Source organism: Alteromonas sp. Cnat2-8, assembly GCF_022348355.1.
Lineage (GTDB): Bacteria > Pseudomonadota > Gammaproteobacteria > Enterobacterales > Alteromonadaceae > Alteromonas > Alteromonas macleodii.
The window spans coordinates 23,571-47,753 of record NZ_JAKREX010000005.1 but is presented as its reverse complement, the minus strand read 5'-3'; the positions used below and the strand labels follow the sequence as shown (position 1 = coordinate 47,753).

The following is a 24,183-nucleotide window of genomic DNA, read 5'->3' as shown; positions in this document are numbered from 1 at the left end:
TTGGTTCCAAGGTTTAACAGGGCTAATAATGTAGACCGCTGAATTGACGATAGTGTTACGCCGCGATGAAGCTTTTAGTTCACAATGTTAAATAAGTGTAAATACCTATTGCATTATAGGTGTTTTTTGACAGGTTCCAAGTGTCACACATCGCAAAAACTGGCGTGAAAAAGAAAAGAACGAAGTTAATCAACATTGTTAACTTACGTTTAAATTTGAACCGTTGACGTTGTATGAAAGTCTGGCACACCCTTGATAAACGTGGGCCAGACTTTACCTTGATAGGCGATGGGTAAAATTAAGAAATGACGTTAACGCAAGCCCAACGTGATGTCGTTAATATAGAAATTGCCCGTATAGACTTTATCGTTATTACCATGGGATTCTAATGCAAAAAACTGCTTATCTTCATCGTTCAGGGCTTGATATCCACCAATTACCTGATAAATCCACACTTCAGGGTCAAAGTCTAAAGCCTGTTCTTCAAAGTAATCCAGCGCCGTTTTAGGCTGACCGGAATCGATGACTTCACAGAAATACGCTTCTACCGCTTGCTGCAGTGGATCTTTTTCAAGCGACAAAGTTGATTGCTCAGTCACATCAATATCGACTGGCTTCGTGTCTTCGTGCTTAGTCTGACGTTTGTGTACGTGGGTTAACGACGCCACAATATTTTGATAATCGGCTTCATGCTCAACGTTGTTCACGTCTGGTGCTGCGTTAGCAATAATCGCGTCCGATTGGTTAAACAACACAGGTACATTAGTCAGGTTAGCGTAGTTTCCTGGCGCAAAATCAGGCTGCTGCTCCATATGTAGCAAGAAACCTTTAAGCAAGCGTGTGCGACCTTGGAATTCTCTGAATCGACCCAACAAGTCTAATAAGCGTGCTTGTACTACTGATAACTCCTGTGCGGCTTTGGCAAAGCGCTGCTGTAGCGACACCACCAGCAAGTGACGAAGTTCACGGTTAGAACCCGCCAGTTCACTTAACTCATCGAAGCGGAAACACTCAAGCTGGGCAAGTAAGTCGGTTACCTGTCCTTGCGCTAGCTCATTTTCGCGAATTTTAGCTTCAACCGAAGACACGTAGCCAAACTCATTGTTAATACGGCCAAACATGACACGTACGCTATTACTCAATGATTCTGAAAGTTGATAGACATGCTCGGTTAAATCGCCCATGTGGGCTGCCGCTTCATTGTACTTGTTGTAATGAAGGGCTTCTTTATAGTGCTCGGTTAGGGTTTTAAGGCTTGCCAGCGACGCACCAATATTGGCGTTGATAGTTCGGTTGCGCTCGTCTTGTAAGCTGCCCTCTAAAAGGGTTCTCACCGCGCTTTTCAAACGCAGTTCGCTTTGCGCTTCTGGGCGCCACAACACGCCTAGTTGAACAAGCTGTTCTAATACCTTTGGACTGTGATCGCGCTCTTTGACCGAACCATTAATGTACGCCTGCATGATAAGGTCGCTGTGACGACCCAATGCGTTTAATAGTTTAGTCCCTGCCTGAATTAACACCTGGCTCATATCAAGCTACCTTGCGAAATAGCGGCCTCCGCCTGCTCTGATAAACTCAGCGCTTCAGTTTCATCAATGAAACGTAGCATTTCGTAAAGGTGTTCAATTTTGCCAGTGCCCAGATAAATCTGTTTATCTGGGTTTGGCTTAATCAGATAACCCATTTCGGTTAAGCGTTTAAACACCTGCTTTAGCTGACCATCCAAATTCACACTGGTAGAACCAAACATGCGATAGCGCGATATTTTCTCTAACTGCTCAGCATAGGCGGGGGTGTCTTCAATGGTAGTTTGCAGCTCGTTTAGTCGAATAGCGCTACCCATGGTAATGGGCATATCAGATTCATTGGCTTGCTGAACTAGCAGCAACCACTCTACCAGAGGCACTAGGTTAGATGCTGTATCTTGGAACTGCTGTGTAAGCACTTTGCGCTCGCTCTCACCAATAGTGAGGAAGCTGGCAAAGAATACGTCGCCCTCAGCGGTGGTCGATAATGTACGATTTAATAACGCTAAATGAGGTTCTAACTGCGCAGCGTTGTCTCTTGATTTAAGAAAACGCCATGCCTCTTCATCGGTCACCTGACAAATAAACGCGCCTTGTAGAAGTGCACTTAGTACACGGCCTTGTTCTGTCATCATGCTGATGCCTCCTCACCTGCTACTTCACCGTTCTTTTCTGCTTCTTTTTTCTGTTTAATGCGCGCCCCTATAGAACTTGCTTTGGGCTGAACCACCTGCAGTTGACGGGTTACCTTATCTATCAAATAGCGGTTTTCAAACAATGTCAGTACTTCCGATTCTGGGTTAGGGAATGCGCCGACTACACTAATGTTATTGTTTTGACACGCTTCAAAGATTTTCTTCACGTTGTTTTGGTGAAGTGTACCGAGTTCATCGATAGGCCAATGCACTGTGGCGTCGGCATCGCCGCGCAGAAGACGGGTGAAAGCGAGTAAGAATTTACACAAAATTAGGTAGGCCATACCGTGGCTTGATGACTCGTTAAGCTGACGGTCGGTACGAATAACAAGGTCACTTTTACCCTCACGAAGGTGTAGCTCGATATCAAGTAGCTTGCTAATGCCGCCCGTAAGCGCTGCACGGCCAAGAATATCTAGAACCCGGCGCATACTTTGACCGTACTCTTCCTCTGGTAACTCGTTAGCCCCCTCTTCCATCCAGTGTTCATAAAGCTTTCTGAATTGCTCAAGTTCAGGCCAGAATTCAAGTTCACTAATACGTGAGCGAATTTTAACAGCCGAGTCTGATACACCATCAAGAGAAAGGTCGCCGTCGACCTCTTGGGTAATACGGCGGCTTTGCGACACAATGCGTTTGTCGATATCGGCAAGTACAAAATAGTATTGCGAAAGATCGGCACCAAAGATACGGCCTTGCTCACGCAAGCCCTGAAGCTTCTGCGGAACGATCACGTTCAGAAGCTGTGCCAAATGCGACACCATACGGCGGTGATCAAAGCTCTTCACGCCGTGAACGTTCAACGTTGCGCACTCTTCACGGGCGCGCTCCCAGGTATCCGACAAACCTGTGCCCGCTTGCGCGGCAATAAGCTGGTCGAACCGTTCTACATAGGCGCGAATATCGCTTAGTAAGTTTTCGCGCTCTTGAAGCTGGCTTTGCACTTCTGAGATACGCTGACCAATACTTACATCGTCATGCTTAATTTCAGCCGTTTCATCACCCGCTTGAAGCGTAAGCTTGGCGAGAGATTTACTTAAGGTTTTAACCTGTTCCAGGTGCTCACTGGCAGTTTTAAGCGTAGTTTCAAGCTGACCGTGCTGCTCTTGAAGCTGTTCGCGGTTAGCTTTATAGGTTGCTTGTTTACTTGCTAAGTTACGCTCAGATTCGCCCAATAACTTACGCGACTTAGACAAGCCTTCCTGCCATACCACTTTTTGCTTAGTAAACACGTTAGTGTACCAACGCTCGTAGTCGGCTACTTTATGTCGGTGGGTTTCAGTGCGCGTAATGTCTTCTTTAAGCTTATTGATTTGCTTTTTAAGCTGACCTATTTCGTCAACATCTACACCGCGATTGCTCAATTCGCTTTCTAGCCAGCTCTGCATATCTTTGCGGTCTTGTGCAGCGTTGTCTTTCGCCTTACGCATGTCGCTATCAAGCTGAGATATACGTGCTTCACTATCAGCGATAAGCTGCTGCCAATGGAATTTGTGTTCGGTTTCCGCTTCGCGCTGCTGATCTTTGATTTCGTCACGACTAAGCTCAAATTGTGCCTTCGCTTGCTTTTGCGACTGTTGATTCGCTTCAAGCTTAGTTTTGGCTTTTTGCTTACGTGCAGAAAGCGCCTGCTGATATTCGCTAAGTACCGTATCGCGGTCTTGCTGTGCGCGTTTACGGCTGGCTTCGGCACTTTTAACGGCGTTGTCTTTTTGAGTAACCACAAGTTCGGCGTTGCGCACATCTTCGTTCGCTTTCGCTAGGCGCTGTTCGCATTCGTTTTGCGCGGCTAGGGCAGCGGCTTGACGAATTTCAGCTTCTTGCAGTTGCTGCTTAAGCGCTTGTTCGGTAAAAGCATAGTCTGGGGTATCAAGTTCAGTAAGCGCTAACTTAACGCCCATAAAGGTATGGCTGTCGCCTTGTGCATCCTTTGCCATCGAAGGTGCTAAATCAGTGCGCTCTAGTAGCTCGGGGCGAATAACTTTACCTAAGGACAACTCCCAGTCATCAACGTTGGCACGCAAGAACTCAAGTAGCGAGCCTTCGCCAGGGTAAAGAAGCGCATTAATTTTGTTAACCGCTTTTTCTTCTTGTTGAAAGGCGTTGCGCGCCTTATCTAAGGCATTTGAGCACTCTTTGCGAAACTCAACTGATTTATTATGCGCCTGCTGCGCTTGTCGCAGTTCTCCGCGCGCTGCATCTTCGTTGATAGATGCTTCTTTAATGGCCGCATCAAGGATATCTAGCTGAGATTGTTCAAACTCGTTGTAGCCTGCATTGCTAAGTGACGCTTTAAGTTCAGCTTCAGCAACTTTTAGCTCATTCAAACTATTTTGGTAGTCGTTCTGAAGCGCGCTTAGCTGGCTATTGTAGTCGCTCTGAATGCGACTTAATGCTTCACGCTCGCTCTGCTGCTGCTCAGCTTTATTCTCTGCGGCTTCTTGGCGTGCGGCTGACATTTCCTCCAGGGTAATTGACAGCTTTTCACCTAGCTCAGCCAAGCGCTTGTTGTAGGCCGACTCAATATCTTGGTGTTTTTCAGTAAGCAGCACATAGCGACTGTCGGCCATGGCCTTTTCATTTTGCCACTGCGACAAATTTGCGACGTCTTCTTTAAGCTGCTCAATATTTTGGTCTTGCCACTTATCGAATTCACGCTCTACCGTATCAAGTTCACTGGTGAACTTCTCAACATCAGCGCGAGCAGATGAAATAACCTGATTTAGGTGATCGCGGGTATCACCCCACTCGCTGTCCGTTTGTTTGCGCTGGAAGCTATTCTCATCCAGTTCATTCTTTGTTGTTTCAACGCGCGCAGCCAAGTAGGTCTTATCAAGCTCGAAGCTATGCTTAAGGTTAGCAAGCACTTGCTCTGTTGTGGTTAGCGCCATGTCAGCTTGTTCGAGTTTAGAAAATTCAGGGCGAATTTTGTCGAATTGTTTAATTAAATGACATTCTTTAATCCAGTCATCGACGCGGTGGCGGCTTAGGCCTGAAGTAGGTGGCGTAACGCCATCCTCTTCTAAAATGGCGGCAATCATGGCCTTGATAGTTTCCATCTTGCCTTCTTTAGAGTGAACCGCTTTAGCCAACTTCTCAATGTGGCGCATGTGTTTCGACGGTTCGCAAAGGCTAAAGATTTTAGCGTAGCCTAATAACTCACGGGCATTGTTACTCTGGTTGAGCACACCGTGATCGTTTTGGATGATTGCGCGGAAGTCTTTCGTATTAAGTAAGCTCGTAACCAATATGTTGTTACGCTTCATGGCACGTGCAAGCTCGGCGCTGCTTACACTGGCGTGTTTGCCGTTCTTTTGCTCTATCAGATAATCACTGATTTCAAATGGCTTGCCAATTAAACGATAATTGACGCCAGTTCCATTTGAGCTTAACACTGCTTGGCACAGGTCACCTTCGGCACGCGTGTATTCATAAATAATAAAGCTAGATAAACGAGGCAAATACCAGCGTTCAAAGCTGTCACGGGTTGCCGGTACCACGCGGCTAGGATATTCACCGTAAAACACGGGAATAAGTCGTTGAAGCGTGGTTTTACCCGACGCATTGGTACCACAAATATTGGTGTGTCCATCAAGCTTTAGCTCGACCACGCCTGGTAAATGCGTGTCGATAAGAATAATACGTTTTAAGCCTGCCATAGTGTTCCTGTATCAATAACTCTGCCGCGTGAACGCTCACACAGCACAAAACTGTACCTGCTTTGATAGGGTAAAAGTTGCATACCTGAAAGAAAGCGAGCACATGCGCACGATGTAGCCCGTCAGTGTATTATGAATTCACGAATTTGCACAGATGCGCGGTGATTTGTTGGTTATAAAGCATGCTATTGTTTAAAAGTTAGTTGGCAAAGCTTTTGAATATCCCAATAACGCCAAATAAATATAAAGCGGCACGTACTGATTAGGTACGTGCCGCTTTAGCGAAAGCATTGAGCTTTCATAGAACAGCGATGAAATGAACTGTTTCTACAAGGCTGTTCATCAGTTGTTTTACTTCACTGACAATACATTTACCGACTCTGGTGCGGGATACATCATGCTAAAACTGGGCGTAACATCACCCGAGGCTGCATTTAGAATATTGTCAAAGCGCAGGATCATGCCATTTGATTTTTCAGCAACATATACATGACCATTGCTGAGCATCAAGTCTACCGGATTACCCAACATTGAACTCGGTCCTGCAATATTGACGGATACATCCGTTATGCCATCGGCACTGCCTGCGCCAGGAATCACGTACAATTTACCGTCAGCAGCATCCGCTGCGCTGCCTACATCAGAAATGACCAAACTATCGCTTTGGCTATCATAGTCTATGCCATGGATGTTAGTTGGCGCGGCAAATGCTGTCCCACCACTTGCAGGGACAATCAGCCTGTCTTCACCCGTAATTACGGTTTCACCGCTTTCTATTTTGCGCATCACTTCTTCAAACACGGCAACCGAACCGTTAGTTAACGCCAGATACGCGCTATCAGTTGATGGGTCGTAATCCACATCCCAAGGGCGCGCCCCGTTGGCAGCTTCAAGTGTTAATAGAGGCGCAACATTGCCTGATGCACAAGGCGAAAATACGCGAACGGCAGGAGTAGCTTCGTTAACATCTGCCACAAATACCACACCTGCTTCTGAGGCAATGTCTAACCCTTTAGGTGCAATCAAGCCTGTATCGCTACCCGCAATCATGTGGTCGAAACTATCGCTATACATCATACCGTCTCGCATGGTTTTGAGGCGATTAATCACGAGTAAACCACCCGTTGAGGTTTCAACATCATCGAAAGTAATGACGCCATCACCGCTAGCCGTGAAAGCGGCACTCTCAATGCTCATACCAGCGTCAAAAGTGCTTAGCTCACTGGAAAGTACAGCGCTGTATTGCGCTACTTGCCCCGTGGTTGCACCTTCGCTTGCAGGGTTACTTGATACCGAAAGGCCCATAATAGGCATGGTAGTTATGCCATCGTCCGATGCGTCTTTCATCTCGTTCAGCTGAGTTAACTCGGCCAACGACTCTGGTTTTACTGAAGGCGTTGATAGCGTTGGTGCAACGTCGCCACTAGTACCGTTGAATATGTTTGAGAACACCAAAATGGCGTCATTGGATTTTTCCGCCACGCGAAGATCAGAACCGGTTAAAACAATGTCTACTGGATTACCAAGCTGGGTAGATGCGCCGCCAATCACTCTGCTTGGTACCACAGCTCCATCAGCCGTAGAGGCATTTTCTAAAACAAAAATTTGACCATCATCAGCAATTGCAGCATCGCCAACGTCTGACAATACCATACGATTGGACATAGGCTCGTAAGCGATACCGTGCAAATTAATCGATATTTGATTTCCGTCTGCATCTGAAGGCACCACTGAACGCATAACTGTGGGCGCAAAATCAGAACCAGCGACATTATCGTAAACCGCGAGTGTCCCATCGGTCAGTGCAACAAACAATCTATCGCTTTGTTCGTCATAGGCCACATCCCATGGTTTTGCTGAGGTCATTATTTCTGCAATCGGTGCAACATTGCCTGCTGCTTGGCCACCGAATACGCTAACCTTTTGACCGTTAAAGTCTGCCACCATAACTAAACCTGCATTTTCAGCAAAGGCAATACCTTTCGGATTAACAAGGCCCGTAGTTGCGCCCGTTATCTCATGCCCTGTACTCATCATGTAGTCGGCTTGAGCTTCAAAATTACAAAGCGTTCTTAATAACGGTAAATCACTGTCGCCAGCTTGTACCAAGCTTCCGCTTTGCGTGAATACAATCCCCTCATTCGCTCCAGTGGTTACCGTAGATAAAACATTTGTGTTTTGGTCAATCGAAGTAACCGTATTGCGGTTGTCATCGCCATTATTTGCGACCAAGAATGTCGCAGACGCGAAGCCTGGGGTTCCATCTTGACCGGGTGCACCATCTTGGCCAGGCGCGCCATCAGTCCCATCGACACCATCTGTTCCGTCGTCACCGTCGCAGGCACTTAGCGCGAGAACCATTGCCGTCGCCAACAGTGACAGTTTTAATTTTTGCTGTGATGTTTTATTGAATTCCATCTTCATCTCCGTACTTGTTGATTCGTGAAGAGACGTCACTTAAACGCGCGATGCGATAAGTACTGCTCACGTCCTGTTCAACAAGCCAAACGATTGATGAGTGAAACTGGATGCAAAAAAAATAAAAAAACCTCAATGCATTGCTGCGATTGAGGTTTTTAAGCATTGTTAAGTAATGCGATAGTCTTTTAACGTGGTGGGAAGCCACCGCCTCCGCCAAACCCGCCAGGACCGCCGAATCCACCCGGGCCGCCTGGACCACCAGGGCCTCCAAAACCGCCACCCGGAGGCATCATACCTTTCATCTGGCGCATCATCTTCTTCATGCCGCCGCCAGACATCTTTTTCATCATTTTCTGCATTTGCGTAAACTGTTTAAGCAAACGGTTTACGTCTTGAATTTGCGTACCTGAGCCTGCCGCAATACGGCGCTTACGCGACCCTTTAATCATATCTGGACGTGCGCGTTCAGCCGGGGTCATTGAATTAATGATGGCTTCCATTTGGTTGAACTGCTTGTCGTTTGCCTGATCTTTAATTTTGTCAGACATACCGCCCATGCCAGGAAGCTTATCAAGCATTCCCATCATGCCGCCCATGTTCTTCATTTGCTCAAGCTGATCTTTAAAGTCTTGCAGGTCGAAGCCTTTTCCTTTCTGTACCTTCTTGGCCAGCTTTTCCGCTTTCGACTTATCGACTTTACGCTCAACCTCTTCGATAAGGCTAAGTACGTCGCCCATGCCCAAGATACGAGACGCAATACGCTCAGGGTGGAAAGGCTCAAGTGCATCAACCTTTTCGCCCATACCGATAAACTTGATAGGTTTACCCGTGATGTGACGAACCGACAGTGCAGCACCACCTCGTGCATCACCATCTGCTTTGGTCAGTATTACACCGGTTAGCGGTAGCGCGTCGTTAAACGCCTTTGCCGTATTCGCAGCATCCTGACCGGTCATGGCATCAACCACGAACAGAGTTTCAATTGGCTTAACAGCAGCGTGAAGCTCTTTAATTTCGTCCATCATGTCGTTGTCGACATGCAAACGACCTGCTGTATCCACTAGTAGTACATCGAAGAAATTCTTCTTCGCTTCAACAATGGCATCGTTAACGATATCAATGGGCTTTTGTAAAATCGTTGACGGGTGAAAAGCTACATTCACTTCACCGGCAAGGGTTTCAAGCTGCTTGATAGCGGCCGGACGATAAACGTCGGCACTCACTACCATCACTTTCTTTTTCTCGCGCTCAGTTAGGTATTTCGCAAGTTTACCTACAGACGTAGTTTTACCCGCACCTTGTAAGCCCGCCATAAGCACAACAGCCGGAGGTTGAGTTGCGAGGTTAAGCTTTTCGTTCGCCTCCCCCATCACCGACTCTAGTTCAGACTGAACGATTTTAATAAATACTTGGCCAGGCTTGAGGCTTTTGGTTACTTCGGTACCAACTGCACGTTCTTTTACCTGTGCAACAAACGCTTTTACTACGGGTAGCGCAACGTCGGCTTCAAGTAGCGCCATACGCACTTCGCGTAGCGTTTCTTTAATATTGTCTTCAGTAAGACGCCCTTTACCGCTGACATTTCGTAATGTCTGGCCTAAGCGTTCTGATAAATTCTCAAACATAGTATGAAACTTCTTTTTATTTCAGACGTAATGCCCGCATTGTAACGTAAAAGCGAACGGTAACGTACCCACAATTGCGGTTAAATTTTTAAACTTTTGCGTCGAGGGTTGTCGAAATTTGATGTACGAATTTCGAAGTCGATATGGAGTAAAAATTGTCCTTCCATGATCCTATACCCACACTAAAAGTGGGTGTGAAACAAACAAAATCAAGGAGATGGTTGAATTTACTTGCAAGTTGCAGTATCAATACCGACTCAGTCGGTGAAGACGTCACCTACCTATTACAGGACGCATCATGAACACCCTTTTCGCCATTTCTGCTGCTTTACTCTACGCATTAGCTGCGGCAGTACTTATTGGCAAATTCGTACACCAAGACGGCCCGAATAAGCGATTAGGGCTATCCATCGCTAGTGTTGGGGCAATTGCACATATCGCTTTTCTCACCAACGTTATTATTGTCGCGCCTGGGCAAGACATGAGTGTAACCAACGTGCTTTCATTAGTGTCGTGGATAATCACCGTGTCCATGCTTATATTTGCCCGCGCCATTCCTAATCTTATTTTACTTCCTGTTGTATTCGGCTTTGCAAGTCTTACGGTACTCGCCTCACAGTTTATTCCCGTGTCGTACATCATGCACATAGAGCTGCAGCCGGGCTTAGTTATCCATATTAGTTTGTCATTGTTTGCTTACTGCACTTTGGTCATTGCATTCTTATACGCACTGCAAATGTCCTACATTACCTACCGGTTAAAGCAAAAAGGTGCTGCGCTACTACATTCATCACTACCGCCTTTAATGCTTGTAGAAAACATTTTGTTCAAGCTGTTGCTTGCGGGAACTTGTTTACTAACCGTCTCACTAATTAGCGGGTTTGTTTTCTTAGAAGATATGTTTAACAAAACTTACGCGCATAAAACGGTGCTATCAGCGGCCGCTCTCGTTGTTTTTCTCATTCTTTTAATAGGCCAGAAACTTCGAGGTTGGCGCGGGCGACAAGTTATTGTGATGACAGTCTTGGGTGTGACGCTACTGTCCCTTGCCTATTTTGGTAGCAAATTAGTTCGCGAATTTCTTCTTTAAAACTCCCTGTATTTATTACTGAGCTCGCTGCCGAGCTTGCTTTTTAGGCGGCTCGGCGGCGCTTGTCACTTTTTGGTGTTATCTAGTTAATTAGGGGCATATCAACAATTTTCCCTTGAAACTCGCACCTCAAATCAATACATTTGAAGCCTAAGTTAAGACAGGAACCCATTAATTGGACGACATATCAACGAGTACGCTGTTTATCGCGCTCGGCGTACTCATATTACTATCTGCGTATTTCTCTAGTTCAGAAACTGGCATGATGTCGATTAATCGTTATCGACTCAAGCATTTGCAAGGAGAAGGCAACCGCTCAGCTATACGTGTTGCTAAACTTCTAGAACGACCTGATCGCCTTATCGGCCTTATTCTCATCGGAAACAACTTAGTTAATATTGCAGCATCCTCGCTTGCAACCATACTTTGTATTCGTTTATTCGGTGACTATTGGGGGCTGTTTGCTGCTACCTTTGGCTTAACGCTGGTCCTACTTATTTTTGCAGAAGTAACGCCGAAAACACTAGCTGCGCTGTATCCAGAAAAAGTGGCATTTCCGAGCTCTATTATTCTGCTTCCACTACTTACCTTGCTGTACCCTTTTGTGGCAGCGATTAACGGTATCACAAACGGCATTCTAGCTTTGCTAAGAATTAGCCCTGCAAGTGGAAGCGACGACTCTTTAAGTCGAGAAGAGCTAAGAACCGTGGTTTTCGAAGCTGGTGCCATGATCCCTAAGCGACACCAAGATATGTTGGTGAGTATTTTGGACTTAGAAAGCGTAACGGCCGAAGATATCATGGTGCCACGTGCTGAAATTTTTGCTATCGACATTAACGACGATTGGAAGAAAATTCAAAAAGCCTTAACCCATGCTCAACATACCCGTGTTTTATTATACCGAGACAGTGTCGACGATGCGGTAGGCTTTGTGCATGTGCGTGACGCCCTGCGCCTACTATCAAAAGACCAGTTTACTAAATCGAGCTTGCTTCGCGCTGTTCGTGAGATTTACTACACGCCTGAATCTACCCCGCTGCACACGCTGATGTATAAGTTTCAAGCCGAAAAAGAGCGCATTGCTCTGGTTGTTGATGAGTATGGCGACATTATGGGTCTAGTCACTCTTGAAGATATTCTTGAAGAGATTATCGGTGACTTTACCACCAGTATGGTTCCAGACCACAGTAAGGAAGCACACGTACAACAGGATGGTTCAGTATTGGTTGATGGTAGTGCCAACGTCCGAGAATTGAACAGAGAAATGGATTGGAACCTGCCTACGGAAGGCCCTAAAACCCTTAATGGTTTATTACTTGAGTATCTTGAAGATATTCCTGAGAACAAAGTAAGCGTGCGTTTGGCGGGTTATCCGTTAGAAATTGTAGACATTTCAGAAAGCATGATAAAAACCGTCAGAATCATGCCGGAATACTATGTTGCACCTAAAGAGTCGAATAATGACCACTAAGCGTTTCGGTGGTTAACCTGCCTTTCGGCCTTATCAGCTAACCTTTTGATTCGTCAGCTAGACGCTGTGCTCTATTTGCCAGCGCTCTAGCTTTCGCAGCAGCGACCTTATCTGACAATTCAGATAGTTTGGCAATAATATCCTGCGTCTCCTTATCTTCACGTAAATCTGCCTCCGCCATATGCGATTGCAATGAACGTTTAAGGAGCTCAGGAATAGATTTGCTGTCCATTTCCCAACCCTTCAATAGAATAAACTTTGACACTCTCAAAGAGTCTATCGACCATGTGGGAATATACTTAACGATTAATTGTTCAATTTCCGAAATTAATCGCCAAGAAGGAGCAAGGCGTTTACAGTCCTTGATAATGCGTTACCAGCGTGCCTTTGTGCTCTTTTAAAGAGTACTTGATAACAGCAATTGAGGCCGTAGAAAACAAACTTGTGGTGTAAGACTGGCACAGTTCATCAACGAGATAGCTAACTAGCGGCATGTGACTAACAACAAGAAGTTTTTTGATTGGTTTTTTGGAATTGACCGCGGCGTGAAGAAGTCCATCAATATAATCACTCACCAGTCTTGGCGAGCCTTCCGGAACAATATCTTCATTATTTTCAACTTTGTTCGCAATGATATCAAGCGATACCATATCATGGGTCTGTTTGGCTCGACGATAAGGGCTCACAAGCGCTAAGTCCACAATGCCTTTCTGGCAATATTGGTCTTTTAACCATAAAGCTGCTGTTTTGGCTTGCTCTCTACCTAATGGTGTAAGTTGCCTGCTTTTATCATCGAGTCTGGGCGCTTCTGCTTCACCGTGACGCATAATGAAAAGATAAATGTCGTCGTTGCTACTTTGACCTGACATAACATTGCGCATAGTATTAATGAAAGTATGCTAACGATATCAGAGAGCTGATACTACGCCTAGCGCTAAACCGCGAATAGTGAGAATTTTCGTACATTATTTAACGTTTTGTGAAGTTTCTCTTTATAGACGCTCCAGCAGTAAGGTGCTCTTGACCAAAAACGAGACAATGTGAACAACACCATAAATTTAGAAAACGCACATCACGTTACTTTACCTAATGGGTTGCGTGCCATGTTATGTCACACGCCAGAAGCGAGTGAATCTTTTGTTTCAATGGCGGTAAGAGCCGGACACTTTTATGACCCAAACGATTGCCAAGGGTTAGCCCATCTTCTTGAACACATGCTTTTTATGGGTAGCCGTCATTTGCCCAAACCCAATGCTATAAATGGATTCATTGAGCAACACGGCGGCACAATCAACGCGTGGACAGGTACCGAGTACACAAATTACCATTTTAATTGCAGCGGTGACGCTATTGCGCAAACATTGCCTGCATTTGCAGATATGCTTAGGCAACCCTTATTTGAAGAAGACGCACTAACCAACGAAATAAAGAACATTCATGCTGAATTTGAGTTTAAGAAAAAAGACGACCTTCGCCGCCTTTATCAAATTCATAAAGAGACATGTAATCCAGAACATCCTTTTGCAAAATTTTCTGTAGGCAATTGCGATACCTTTTCTCAACACGAATGTACAGAGCTTAAACGGCGCCTAAAGGCACTGCACCAATCGTATTACTGTGCGCTTAATATGCGCTTGTGCATAGCCAGTCCTATGCCAATACGTCAACTAGAGGCGTTAGTGAATCAGTGTTTTGGGACATTGCCAAGTGGACAGTTAGCCTCTGACGACTGGCCTTCGCTTTACACAGAAAATGAACTGGGCATTCAAATCAACATTCATCCGCTGCAATCTGCTAGACGTATGATAGTGACATTTGCCCTCCCCGCTTTACAGAACGACTACAAAACCAAACCGCTGAACTACATCAGCCATTTGATTGGTGACGAAGGTGAAGGAAGCCTACTTGCCTATTTAAAAGAAAAAGATTGGGCGTTAAACCTGATAGCAGGCTCTGGCATAGAAGGCGATAAATTTAAAGATTTTAACGTGAGCTTTCAGCTTACCCAGGAAGGCCTTAAACACAAAGCGCAGGTGTTAGAGGCACTATTTAGCTACATCGAATTAATTAGAGAAGCATCGACTGAAGAGTGGCGCTTTCACGAAAAGTCGCAGCTAAACGCGCTGGCTTTAGAGTACGAAGAAAATGTGAAGCCGCTTGGGATCATAACTGAGTATGCACAGCATCAATTTATATTCGAACCTGACGAATTAAATAGACTTCGCTCTACTATTGGTAGTTATGACAGAAGCATAATTGAGCATGCACTGTCTTTTTTCACGCCCAAGAACCTTCGTTTAAAGGTTATATCAAAAGATGTTAAAACCACTCAGGTTTGCGCATTTTATGAGGCTGAATATAGCGTTGAAGACATCGACGATGCGCTAATACATTCACTTGAAAGCGCAAAGAAAATTCCAGAATTGTGTCTTCCCCCACCCAACCCTTATTTGGCGAGCGAATACACGCTTATCCTCCCTGAAACGGGGTTTAATGTTCCAAATAGGTTGGTAGATAATGGTGGCTATCGATTTTGGTTCGCTCAAGACCAACAATTCCATAGCCCTAAAGGCGATATTTATATCTCTTTCGACGCAGCTCAGTTTTCAGACTCTTTGACCTCTGTTGCGGCCAAGCGAATTTGGCTCGGCGCACTTAACGATCATCTCCAAGCTAAATACTACCGAGCTGAAATAGCAGGACTTCACTATCGGATTTATGGGCATCAAGCTGGATTTACCCTACACACCCGTGGTTTTACGAATCAGCAGACATTATTAGCAAGTCAACTTCTTGACGCCGTTCTCGGTTTTATTCCTGACGAAAGAGCCTTTGAACATCACAAAGCACTTCAAATTCAAAGCCTTCATAATTCACTGTTAAATAAGCCGACTAACCGTTTATTCTCTCGTTTAAGTGTTCTTATTCAACGCAACACGCAAGCGCCAGTTGAATTGTTAGACGTGATAGAAAACATCTCTTATAACGAGATGCTAGGCTGTCGCAGTGCAGCCTTTGAGCATTATTTTGTAGAGGCATTTATGCATGGCAACTGGGCAAGCGAAGAAGCAAAGGCATTTTCGACGTCGCTTCATAGCCATTGCAAAAATGCAGGGGGAGCTCCCCTTTCTCGTGCCGTATCTAAGCTGCCTGTGGGCGGAACTCTTTATCACGAGGTGTTGTGTAATCACGATGACTCAGCGGTCGTACTTTATTTACAAGCACCTTCTCCTAGCCTCACCGACACCGCATTATGTATGGTTCTTGAACAGATGCTGGCAGCACCGTTCTTCAATTCGTTAAGAACAGAACAGCAATTGGGATACATAGTCGGTACAGGCTATGTGCCACATAATCAACACCCCGGAATGGCATTTTATATACAAAGCCCGCAATGCAGTCCAAAGCAGTTGCTAGATGCAATGACCGCCTTTTTGTTCCAGCAACTCAATGAAATAGAGTTCTATCGTTTTTATTGGCCGACTATCCAACAAAACCTTATTAAGCAGTTAGAAGAGAGAGACCTTACTCTTTCGATGAAGTCACAGCGTTTATGGGTAAGTTTGGGTACGCAAGATTTAGAGTTTAATAGAAATGCAAAGCTTGCTGAAAGGATCAAAGGCTTGAGTTTCGAAGAGATTCAAGACTTCGCGCATCAACTCGCTAAACGAGAGCGCTGCGGGGAATTGGTGCTGTTCTCTCGTGGAAAATTTGAGAGTATTCCCACGCAAGAAAAACGAACGATTAACAGTATTTCTGAATTCAAAAAAGAAATTCCTTACTACTAACGCTGCATTGTAGGCACGTGCCACGGTCGTTAAGATTTTAATCAATCTGCCGATACCCAGTGGTATTCGCAGACAAGGTTGGTTAATAAGTAAACCATCATTCTTGTTATTACTAAAAAGTCCTTGTAGAGGCTTAGTTAATTCGGCATATTTATTATTCTGGCTGTTAGGGATGCCGCCAGTGAAATAAAAAAATAATAAATGGCGTATGCCAAAGGTGTGTAGGTGCGCTCAACCCTAATTTATTCAATTTCTCTTCTTTTGTTGGCTTTGTCAGGAATTCTTTTTTCTTCTGCAAAGGCGATAGAGGTTTCTGATCTTCATTTTACAGAGCTAAATAAGCAGCAAGGACTCTCTGACACTGCGGTATTGGACATTGTAGAAGATAACAATGGTTACATTTGGCTCGCGACCTCCAATGGACTCAACCGTTATTCCGGATATGAAGTAAAGCAATATCACCCTTCAGATGTCGATCCTTACTCGCTCCCAACTGGTTACATACAGAATTTGTTCTTAGACTCCAAGGGAGATTTGTGGATAGGTACGCAAGCAGGACTCGCGAAATATCAACCAGAAAGCGACAATTTTAAAATATTTAATCGACAAAATAGCGTAATTAAAGTTGATTTTATTACTGGAATTGGAGAGTCATATGAAGGCGATATTCTATTTGCTGACTTAAAATTTCTTTACAAGTTATCTAAAGATACACATCAAATCGAAGTCGTAAAACAAATACACAGAGACCAGAGCTTTATCAAGGTCATTTATGATGAAGCGAACCGCACTTGGTTGGGCTCAAACGAATTTGGTCTTTCGCTTATTGATAAATCTGACGAGTCCCTCTACTCCGCAACCAAGGTTAACCCTTGGGGAATAAATCTGGATGTTCGCTCGATTCACGATGTCAAAGTGATAAATGGAAATTACTGGCTTGCAACGAATGAAGGCATCTACGTAATGTCGGCCTCCGGCAAGATATTACAGCATCTAAAAGATGAATTTACTTCTGAGTCTAATGAAGCATTAAATACGCTTTCAATCTTCGAAAAGGAAGATGATATTTGGGTTGGAACCCAAGCAGGTCTTTTCATTTTCAGCGAAGCTGCTATTACTGATATAGATTCCAATTTTAATCCGCAAACTTTATTTTTGGCTCACGACAACCAAGAGTTAACAGGGCTGCCTACAGCAACTATCATGAATCTGGTGGCCGATAGACTTGGGGGTGTATGGGTCACAACTATAAAAAGCGGCGCATTCAGATTTCATCCTGAATATGCGACTACAAGGTATAAGTCTGTATTTAATTCACCAAATGCTGCTGAAGATGATTACTCGGCAATATGGGGATTTGCAGAAGATAAGAACCAAGATATTTTTGTTGTTGCTCAGCAGAGAGGACTAGGAAAACTCGATTCAAGCTCAGGTGAAGTCGAATTTTTTGAGACTCTTAGTAAATTGCCTAAGTCCATAACATACTGGGACTTGGAAATAGACCCGTATGAAAAAATTTGGCTTGCCTCATCAAATGGCATTTATGTACTTGATAAGGCAAATAATACGCTGAAAATTACTAATCATTTTTTTGAAGGAGTTTTTATCGACTTTTTCTACCGAGACGATGATGAAATATGGGTGTGGGTTGATACGAAAGGGCCACATAAATTAACTTTTGATCCTAAATCAAATCAAGTTTTAGTAGAGAAAATAGACGTTAAAATAGATTACTCACTTCTTGTTCCTATTTTCAAAGATTCAAATAATAGGCTTTGGCTAAGAAGTGAGTCTGGAGTTAGCATTTATTCATTAACAGAGAAACGACAGGTATATTCTCTTGAACAATCCAATGGTTTCGACTCCCAAGTTTACCGAGTTTTCGAAGCAAACGATACCTATTGGCTCACAACCAGATCCAAAGGAATAATCGGTGTAAACAAAAATACCTGGGAGATAACTCAGAGGCAAAGTCGTCAGGAAAACTCTGGCCAGATTATATCTTCAATAGGCGTGGGTGACAGAATCTGGTATGCAGATACTGCAGGTGTTCACCAGATCCACCTACCAGATTTAACGGAGTTAATAACGATACCTAACTCAGAATTGAATTTTAATTCACTGGGTGAAAGTTCAATTTTTGTATCATCTGACTCCAGTATTTACTTTGGTGGAATGACCGGGTACAACGTCGTAAATAGAAATCACCTGAAAACTGTGAAAAGCTTGTCAAAAACTCTCACACCTGAGGTTTCTGAGCTGAAAATCTTTGGCGTTTCAAATAATAAGTCAAATATTGTGCAACGAGAATATGGAACTGAAAAAAGTTACTTTTCATCCGCTCAAAATATCAACTATAAAGATTCTATTTATCTTGAGCATAACGAGTCTAGATTCAGCATATCTTTCAATTTACTCAACGCTGTTTACCCGCAGCACGTGGTTTACCGATATCGGTTGCTTGGTTTTGACGACAACTGGATTGATAATGGAGACGACAGAGTTGCTCAATTTAATAATATAAGCTTTGGAAACTACGTTTTCGAGGTACAAGCAAAAGCGCCTGGAAGGTTGTGGTCTGACAGCAGAAATCTTTCAGTTCAAATCGCAAGACCACCTTGGCTTCATACTGTTGCTATTGTTTTTTACTGTATTGTCGCATTCGCTATTTTTGCATTCATCGTTCGCCAATATCAGATAAGGAAGGCAAACCAGCTTGCCATTAAAGAGTCGGAAGAACGCCTTAAACTGACGCTATGGAGTTCTGGAGATGAGCTGTGGGACTGGGACGTATACAGAGGCCAAGTTTACCGTGCAAATACGTGGGGCACACTCGACTTCCCTCAAGATGATATACGCACCACAGGCGCTTACGATGCAAACATTCATCCTAACGACGTAAGCCGTGTTAAAACTGCCCTAAGAGACCATCTTGAAGGTAATAGCGACTTCTACGAGCTCGCATACCGCGCAAAGACATTTAAGAATCAGTGGATTTGGATACTTGACCGCGGAAAAGTGGTTGAAAGAGACCACAATGCTCAGCCGGTAAGAATGACTGGTACGCTTAAGAATATTCATCACTTAAAAGAAGCTGAAGAGCAGCTGAATCTATTTAAGCGTTCAATTGAGAATATTTCTGAAGGTGTATTCATAACTAATACCCAATTTAAATTCATAAGTGTAAACAATGCATATTGCGGTTACACCGGCGAGACCCGCGATCAAGCGTTAGCAAGCTATATGCACTTCCATCTATATCCAGACGCTTTTACCGAAGAAATCAAGAAAACGCTAAAAGCGAAAGGTAACTGGTCAGGTGAAGTAGAAAGTGTGCGAGTGAACGGTGAGCGTTATGAAATGGAATTAAACATAGACGCCGTCCATGACGATGACGGAAAAATAAGCCATTTTGTAGGCGTATTTAGTGATATAACGTCAAGAAAAAGTACTGAAAAAGAGCTATTGAAACTAGCTAATACCGACCCGCTCACGGAGCTTCCTAATCGTTCGTTCTTCCAAGCTAGCCACCAGAACTTGGTGCGGAAAGGGGCACAACATACCCTTCTCTGTTTGGATATGGATAACTTTAAGAAAATAAACGATTCTTTAGGCCACCAAACGGGCGATATATTAATTAAACAAATAGCAAAGCGCTTACAGAGAATTACGGGTAAGAGTGCGACCTGCTATCGTTTAGGTGGTGATGAATTTAGTGTGTTAATGGAAGACAATGCCGATATCCACACGGTAACGCATTACGCACAGAATCTATTAGACACACTATCTCGCCCCTTTATCATTAATAAGCAAGAGTTTGTATTGGGTGCCAGTATTGGCATCGCGTTCTTCCCTGACGACGGCACTTCTCCTCAAGAAATGCTGAAAAACGCCGACACAGCCATGTATTTCGCTAAAAACAATGGCGGCAACAGCTATCAATTCTTTAGCGGAGAGATGAATCAAAACGCCGTTAGGCAACTGCAAATTGAAAACCTTATAAGACAAGGTATTAAAGATGACTTGTTTACGGTTTACTACCAGCCGAAAGTTGATATAGCCTCAGGTAAGCTAGTCAGCATGGAAGCTTTGGTGCGCTTTGAACACCCACAAAAGGGCATAGTAAGCCCTGGGCAATTTATCCCTCTGGCAGAACAAACGGGCCAAATTATAGAAATTGGTGAACAAGTGCTAAGAAAGGCTTGTGCAGATACCAAACGCTGGGTAAACCAAGGTTTGTTTAGTGGTCGTGTAGCTGTGAATATATCTGCGAAGCAGTTCGAATTACCTGACTTAGACGACAGAATAAACAAGATTTTAAGCGATATTGGTTTGTCGCCACTACATTTAGAGTGCGAAATAACTGAAGGTACGCTAATGGAAAGCCCTGAAAACGGCCTTCAAATGATGACTCGCCTTCGCGAAAGAGGTATTCACCTAGCGCTAGACGATTTCGGTACAGGTTACTCGTCTCTAGCCTACTTAAAGCGTTTCCCGTTAAACACGCTAAAAATTGACAAAGCATTTATTGACGATATTGCAAAAAGTAATGTAGATCGTCATATGGCGGCTGCCATTATAAATATCGCCCACAATCTAGGCTTAAAAGTTGTAGCGGAAGGCGTTGAAGAAGAAGCTCAGCTAGATATTTTACGTCGCTACGATTGCGAAATGTTGCAAGGCTTCTTGTACAGCCGACCATTAAATGCAGAGCGCTTTGAGAAGCTTCTTACCGAGAATCAAAAGCTTCATACACTGCTTGGCCACTCTAACTTTTAATAGCCCTTACCTTTTATTCGCGTTTAGGCGCGTACTTTCCCCTGCCTCATGCCACTCATTGCAGCTTTAGGCAAAGTCATGCCTATTCAACCTTAGTTTATTAGACTTTAGTGCCATTAAAATGGCGCTTATGAACATCGACAATCCTCTGCACCGAAAACAAAATCTAAGTCTATGAATATAAAAGAAAATTTTAAAAAATATTATTTCTGGCACACATTTAGCTAAGTATTAGATACCGATGACAAATATAAAAAATCGGTTTTGTTTGTTCGTTCAAAATAATCAGAGGAAATTAACATGTTAAAAGAGTACGCAGTTGCACTAGTACTTTCTACCGCTACCCCAGTTGCTGCCGACAAGCAAGAAGGCGCTAAACAAGCTCCTGAGTCACAGAAAGAGACCGTAACTCAACCACAAACAGTTCGCCCAAAGACGGGTGGAAGTGGCATGGGAATTGGTCTTTAAGAGATATCTTAGAATTTCCAAAAAAAAGAGAGCAACGCTCTCTTTTTTTATACCTGTATTTTACGCCCCACTTACTTATTTCAGCAGACCGCTAGGAAAGACTACGCAGAAATATAAAGGTTGTTAAACCCTACCGCATTGCGCCAATGTATATGGCGAGAGATTGAGAACATGGGCAGTAAGATTGGACCTAACACAAAACCCGCTATCGCCCACTTCTTCGCGCTCATTCCCCATTTAAACGCTTCTACATAAAAATACAGAGAAAATATAACGCTTAATACTACGAGTGAAATCACACTGCCTCCGCCTGTTTGACCTAGTTACGTGGGTTTACTTATCCCCATCAATTATTCAATTTAACTTACTGATAATTTACGCCAACAATTTGACACGTTCATTTTTTAACCGCAGGAATTCTACCCAAAATAGAACAATAAACCAGCAAAAATACCCATTAGACATAAAAAAACCGGGCAATGCCCGGCTTTTAACATTTTATAAACTTAGCTGTAAAACTTTTGATCGTTTTCTGCCATTTTTACTAACACTTCAGCAGGTGCAAATTTATCACCTACAGCAGTAGCATAATGGTTTAAACGAGCAACAACGTGTTTAATTCCCAGTGTATCCATATAGCGGAATGGGCCACCTAAGAATGGAGGGAAACCAATACCAAAGATAGCACCGATATCGCCGTCACGGGCACTGCGGATAACGCCCTCATCCAAACAGCGTGCCGCCTCGTTAAGCATCATTAATACGCAGCGTTCCGCTACTTCTTTTTCGCTTAACTTAGCAGAAGGTGAAAGACCCAGTAGTTCGTAGATTGACTCGTCCACTTCTTTACCTGGTTTTTTGCCTTCATAAGAATAAAACCCTTTTTGGTTTTTCTTACCCTTTCTGCCGTCTGCAAGCACTTTATCGAAAGCACTTGGCGCAGTGAAGCGCTCGCCGAACGCCTCTACAAGGAATGGGATAATCTTAGTACCAACATCAATGCCCACTTCATCAAGTAGTTTCACAGGGCCTACAGGGAAGCCAAACTTAACCAATGACTTATCGATGTGCTCAATAGGCTCACCGTCAAGAATGAGGTTTGCCGCTTCATTCATGTACGGCGCTAAAATACGGTTTACGTAGAAACCCGCACCGTCTTTAACAACTACCGGCGTTTTGCCTTGCTTTTTAGCAAACTCTACCGTAGATGAAATGACTTGGTCAGACGTTCTATCGTGAGCAATTACTTCGGCCAAAGGCATTTTGTCTACTGGAGAGAAGTAATGCAGACCAATCACGTTTTCAGGACGTGCTGCCTTAGCTGCAATTTGTGTAATAGGAATAGACGATGTATTGGACGCGAAGATCGTGCTTTCTTTGCAGTTCTCTTCAATATCCGCCACCATTTTCTGCTTAAGGTCTAGATCTTCGAAAACCGCCTCAACCACGATATCAGCATCTTGGTAGCCGCTATAATCTAGCGTACCGGTAAGAAGCGCTAACTGTTTCTGCATTTCACTATTGCGCATGAAACGCTTCTTCACCTTTTTATTTAAGATGTCATAGCTATATTTCATTGCATTGGCAATGCCTTCAGCACGCACATCTTTGATACGGACAGGTACACCGGCTTTGGTCGACGTTACATAGGCGATACCACCACCCATTAAACCACCGCCAAGCACACCGACTTTCTTCATTTTTTCAGGTTTAACACCTTCAACGCCGTTTTCTTTCTTCATTTCTGTCGTAGCAAAGAAGATCTGACGTAATTGGAAAGATTCCGGCGTCATAACAAGCTTACCAAAGGCTTCAGCCTCGGCTTTAAGCCCCGCTTTCATCCCTTCGTTCATGCCCGTTTCAATTACATCAATAATGTAACCTGGCGCTGGATAATTACCTTTGGTTTTGGCAAATGTCGCTTCGCGCGCTTTTTTGAACATCATGTTACGACCCGGGCCGGTCTTCTCTAACACTTTGTCCATCACACTCTTTTGCGGCGCTTCCCTTTCTGGTTTGCGTTTAAGCGCAAACTGTTCAGCTACCTTCAACAAAACACTGTGAGGTACAACATCATCTACAATACCGTACTTTTTAGCTTGCTTAGCGCGTGCAGGAGACCCAGTAAGCATCATTTTCATCGCTTGCTGAATGCCAATTAGGCGAGGAAGGCGCTGAGTACCACCACTGCCTGGCAACAAGCCTAGCTGCACTTCCGGTAGACCTACCTGAGTGCTAGGTGAATCGGTACATACACGGTAGTGACACGCTAATGCTAGCTCTAAACCACCGCCTAACGCTGGGCCGTGAATAGCCGCAACAAAGGTAGCCTTCATGTTCTCAATTCTATCGAAAATGGCCTGACCGCCAGCGGCTATGGTTGTGGCATCTTCCGCGGTTTTACACGCTGCTAGCATGGTGATATCGGCACCTGCTACGAATGAGCTTGGCTTGCCGCTTGTTAACACCACACCTTTAATGCTGCTGTCGCGTTCAATATCATCAAGCATGGCAGATATCTCATCGCCAAACTCAGCTTTAAGCGTATTCATGCTCTCGCCAGGTACGTCCATGCTAAGAATAGCAACGCCATTATCTTGCTTGGTTAACGTAAATGCTCCTGATGTTGGCTGAACTTCATTTGTCATTTCTTGTTCCTGA

Annotated in this window: 14 protein-coding genes; 5 read left to right on the top strand and 9 right to left on the bottom strand. The window is 44.2% G+C overall.

Annotation, left to right across the window (positions count from 1 at the left end):
• Nucleotides 1-311: 311 nt before the first annotated feature.
• From MHN00_RS13655 to ffh, 5 genes are all read right to left on the bottom strand, one after another.
• On the bottom strand, nucleotides 312-1,529 hold the full coding sequence (locus tag MHN00_RS13655) for a phosphoenolpyruvate carboxylase (RefSeq protein WP_110287768.1): 1,218 nt from the start codon (nucleotides 1,527-1,529) through the stop codon (nucleotides 312-314).
• Entirely contained in the window at nucleotides 1,526-2,161 is a 636-nt protein-coding gene (locus tag MHN00_RS13650) for a hypothetical protein (RefSeq protein WP_239301467.1), read from the bottom strand. Before MHN00_RS13650 ends, MHN00_RS13655 begins: the two co-directional genes overlap by 4 nt.
• A complete protein-coding gene (locus MHN00_RS13645; protein ID WP_239301466.1) occupies nucleotides 2,158-5,880 on the bottom strand; it encodes an ATP-binding protein in 3,723 nt (1,240 codons plus the stop codon). The genes MHN00_RS13650 and MHN00_RS13645 overlap by 4 nt, the downstream gene beginning before the upstream one ends.
• 351 nt (nucleotides 5,881-6,231) lie before the next feature.
• Nucleotides 6,232-8,298: a hypothetical protein gene (locus MHN00_RS13640; RefSeq protein WP_239301465.1), complete on the bottom strand. Its 2,067-nt coding sequence runs from the start codon at nucleotides 8,296-8,298 to the stop codon at nucleotides 6,232-6,234.
• Nucleotides 8,299-8,486: 188 nt separating this feature from the next.
• Nucleotides 8,487-9,926, bottom strand: a complete 1,440-nt coding sequence (gene ffh / locus MHN00_RS13635) for a signal recognition particle protein (RefSeq protein WP_014948819.1) — start codon at nucleotides 9,924-9,926, stop codon at nucleotides 8,487-8,489.
• Nucleotides 9,927-10,224: 298 nt separating this feature from the next.
• Between ffh and ccsA the strand changes: the two genes are divergently transcribed.
• Nucleotides 10,225-11,016 (top strand): cytochrome c biogenesis protein CcsA, encoded by a 792-nt coding sequence (gene ccsA / locus MHN00_RS13630; RefSeq protein WP_014948818.1) that lies wholly within the window; start codon nucleotides 10,225-10,227, stop codon nucleotides 11,014-11,016.
• Between the two features lie 175 nt (nucleotides 11,017-11,191).
• The gene (locus MHN00_RS13625) at nucleotides 11,192-12,487 is read left to right on the top strand and encodes an HlyC/CorC family transporter (RefSeq protein WP_014948817.1); all 1,296 of its coding nucleotides are present in this window, start codon (nucleotides 11,192-11,194) and stop codon (nucleotides 12,485-12,487) included.
• Between the two features lie 37 nt (nucleotides 12,488-12,524).
• Here the strand turns inward: MHN00_RS13625 and MHN00_RS13620 are convergent, their stop codons facing one another.
• Together MHN00_RS13620 and sixA are read right to left on the bottom strand one after the other, a co-directional pair.
• Nucleotides 12,525-12,719 carry a hypothetical protein gene (locus tag MHN00_RS13620; RefSeq protein ID WP_014978722.1) on the bottom strand — a complete coding sequence of 65 codons (195 nt, stop codon included), beginning with the start codon at nucleotides 12,717-12,719 and terminating at the stop codon, nucleotides 12,525-12,527.
• 121 nt (nucleotides 12,720-12,840) lie between these two features.
• Entirely contained in the window at nucleotides 12,841-13,356 is a 516-nt protein-coding gene (gene sixA / locus MHN00_RS13615; protein ID WP_014976012.1) for a phosphohistidine phosphatase SixA, read from the bottom strand.
• 171 nt (nucleotides 13,357-13,527) lie between these two features.
• Between sixA and MHN00_RS13610 the strand changes: the two genes are divergently transcribed.
• From MHN00_RS13610 to MHN00_RS13600, 3 genes are all read left to right on the top strand, one after another.
• Nucleotides 13,528-16,275 (top strand): insulinase family protein, encoded by a 2,748-nt coding sequence (locus tag MHN00_RS13610; RefSeq protein ID WP_156078090.1) that lies wholly within the window; start codon nucleotides 13,528-13,530, stop codon nucleotides 16,273-16,275.
• 225 nt (nucleotides 16,276-16,500) lie between these two features.
• Nucleotides 16,501-21,054 carry an EAL domain-containing protein gene (locus MHN00_RS13605; RefSeq protein ID WP_239301464.1) on the top strand — a complete coding sequence of 1,518 codons (4,554 nt, stop codon included), beginning with the start codon at nucleotides 16,501-16,503 and terminating at the stop codon, nucleotides 21,052-21,054.
• Between the two features lie 300 nt (nucleotides 21,055-21,354).
• The gene (locus MHN00_RS13600; RefSeq protein WP_239245616.1) at nucleotides 21,355-21,522 is read left to right on the top strand and encodes a hypothetical protein; all 168 of its coding nucleotides are present in this window, start codon (nucleotides 21,355-21,357) and stop codon (nucleotides 21,520-21,522) included.
• Between the two features lie 101 nt (nucleotides 21,523-21,623).
• Here MHN00_RS13600 and MHN00_RS13595 read toward each other — a convergent pair whose 3' ends face one another.
• Nucleotides 21,624-21,821: a hypothetical protein gene (locus MHN00_RS13595; RefSeq protein WP_014948811.1), complete on the bottom strand. Its 198-nt coding sequence runs from the start codon at nucleotides 21,819-21,821 to the stop codon at nucleotides 21,624-21,626.
• Between the two features lie 207 nt (nucleotides 21,822-22,028).
• A complete protein-coding gene (gene fadJ, locus MHN00_RS13590; protein WP_239301463.1) occupies nucleotides 22,029-24,170 on the bottom strand; it encodes a fatty acid oxidation complex subunit alpha FadJ in 2,142 nt (713 codons plus the stop codon).
• Nucleotides 24,171-24,183: the final 13 nt, after the last annotated feature.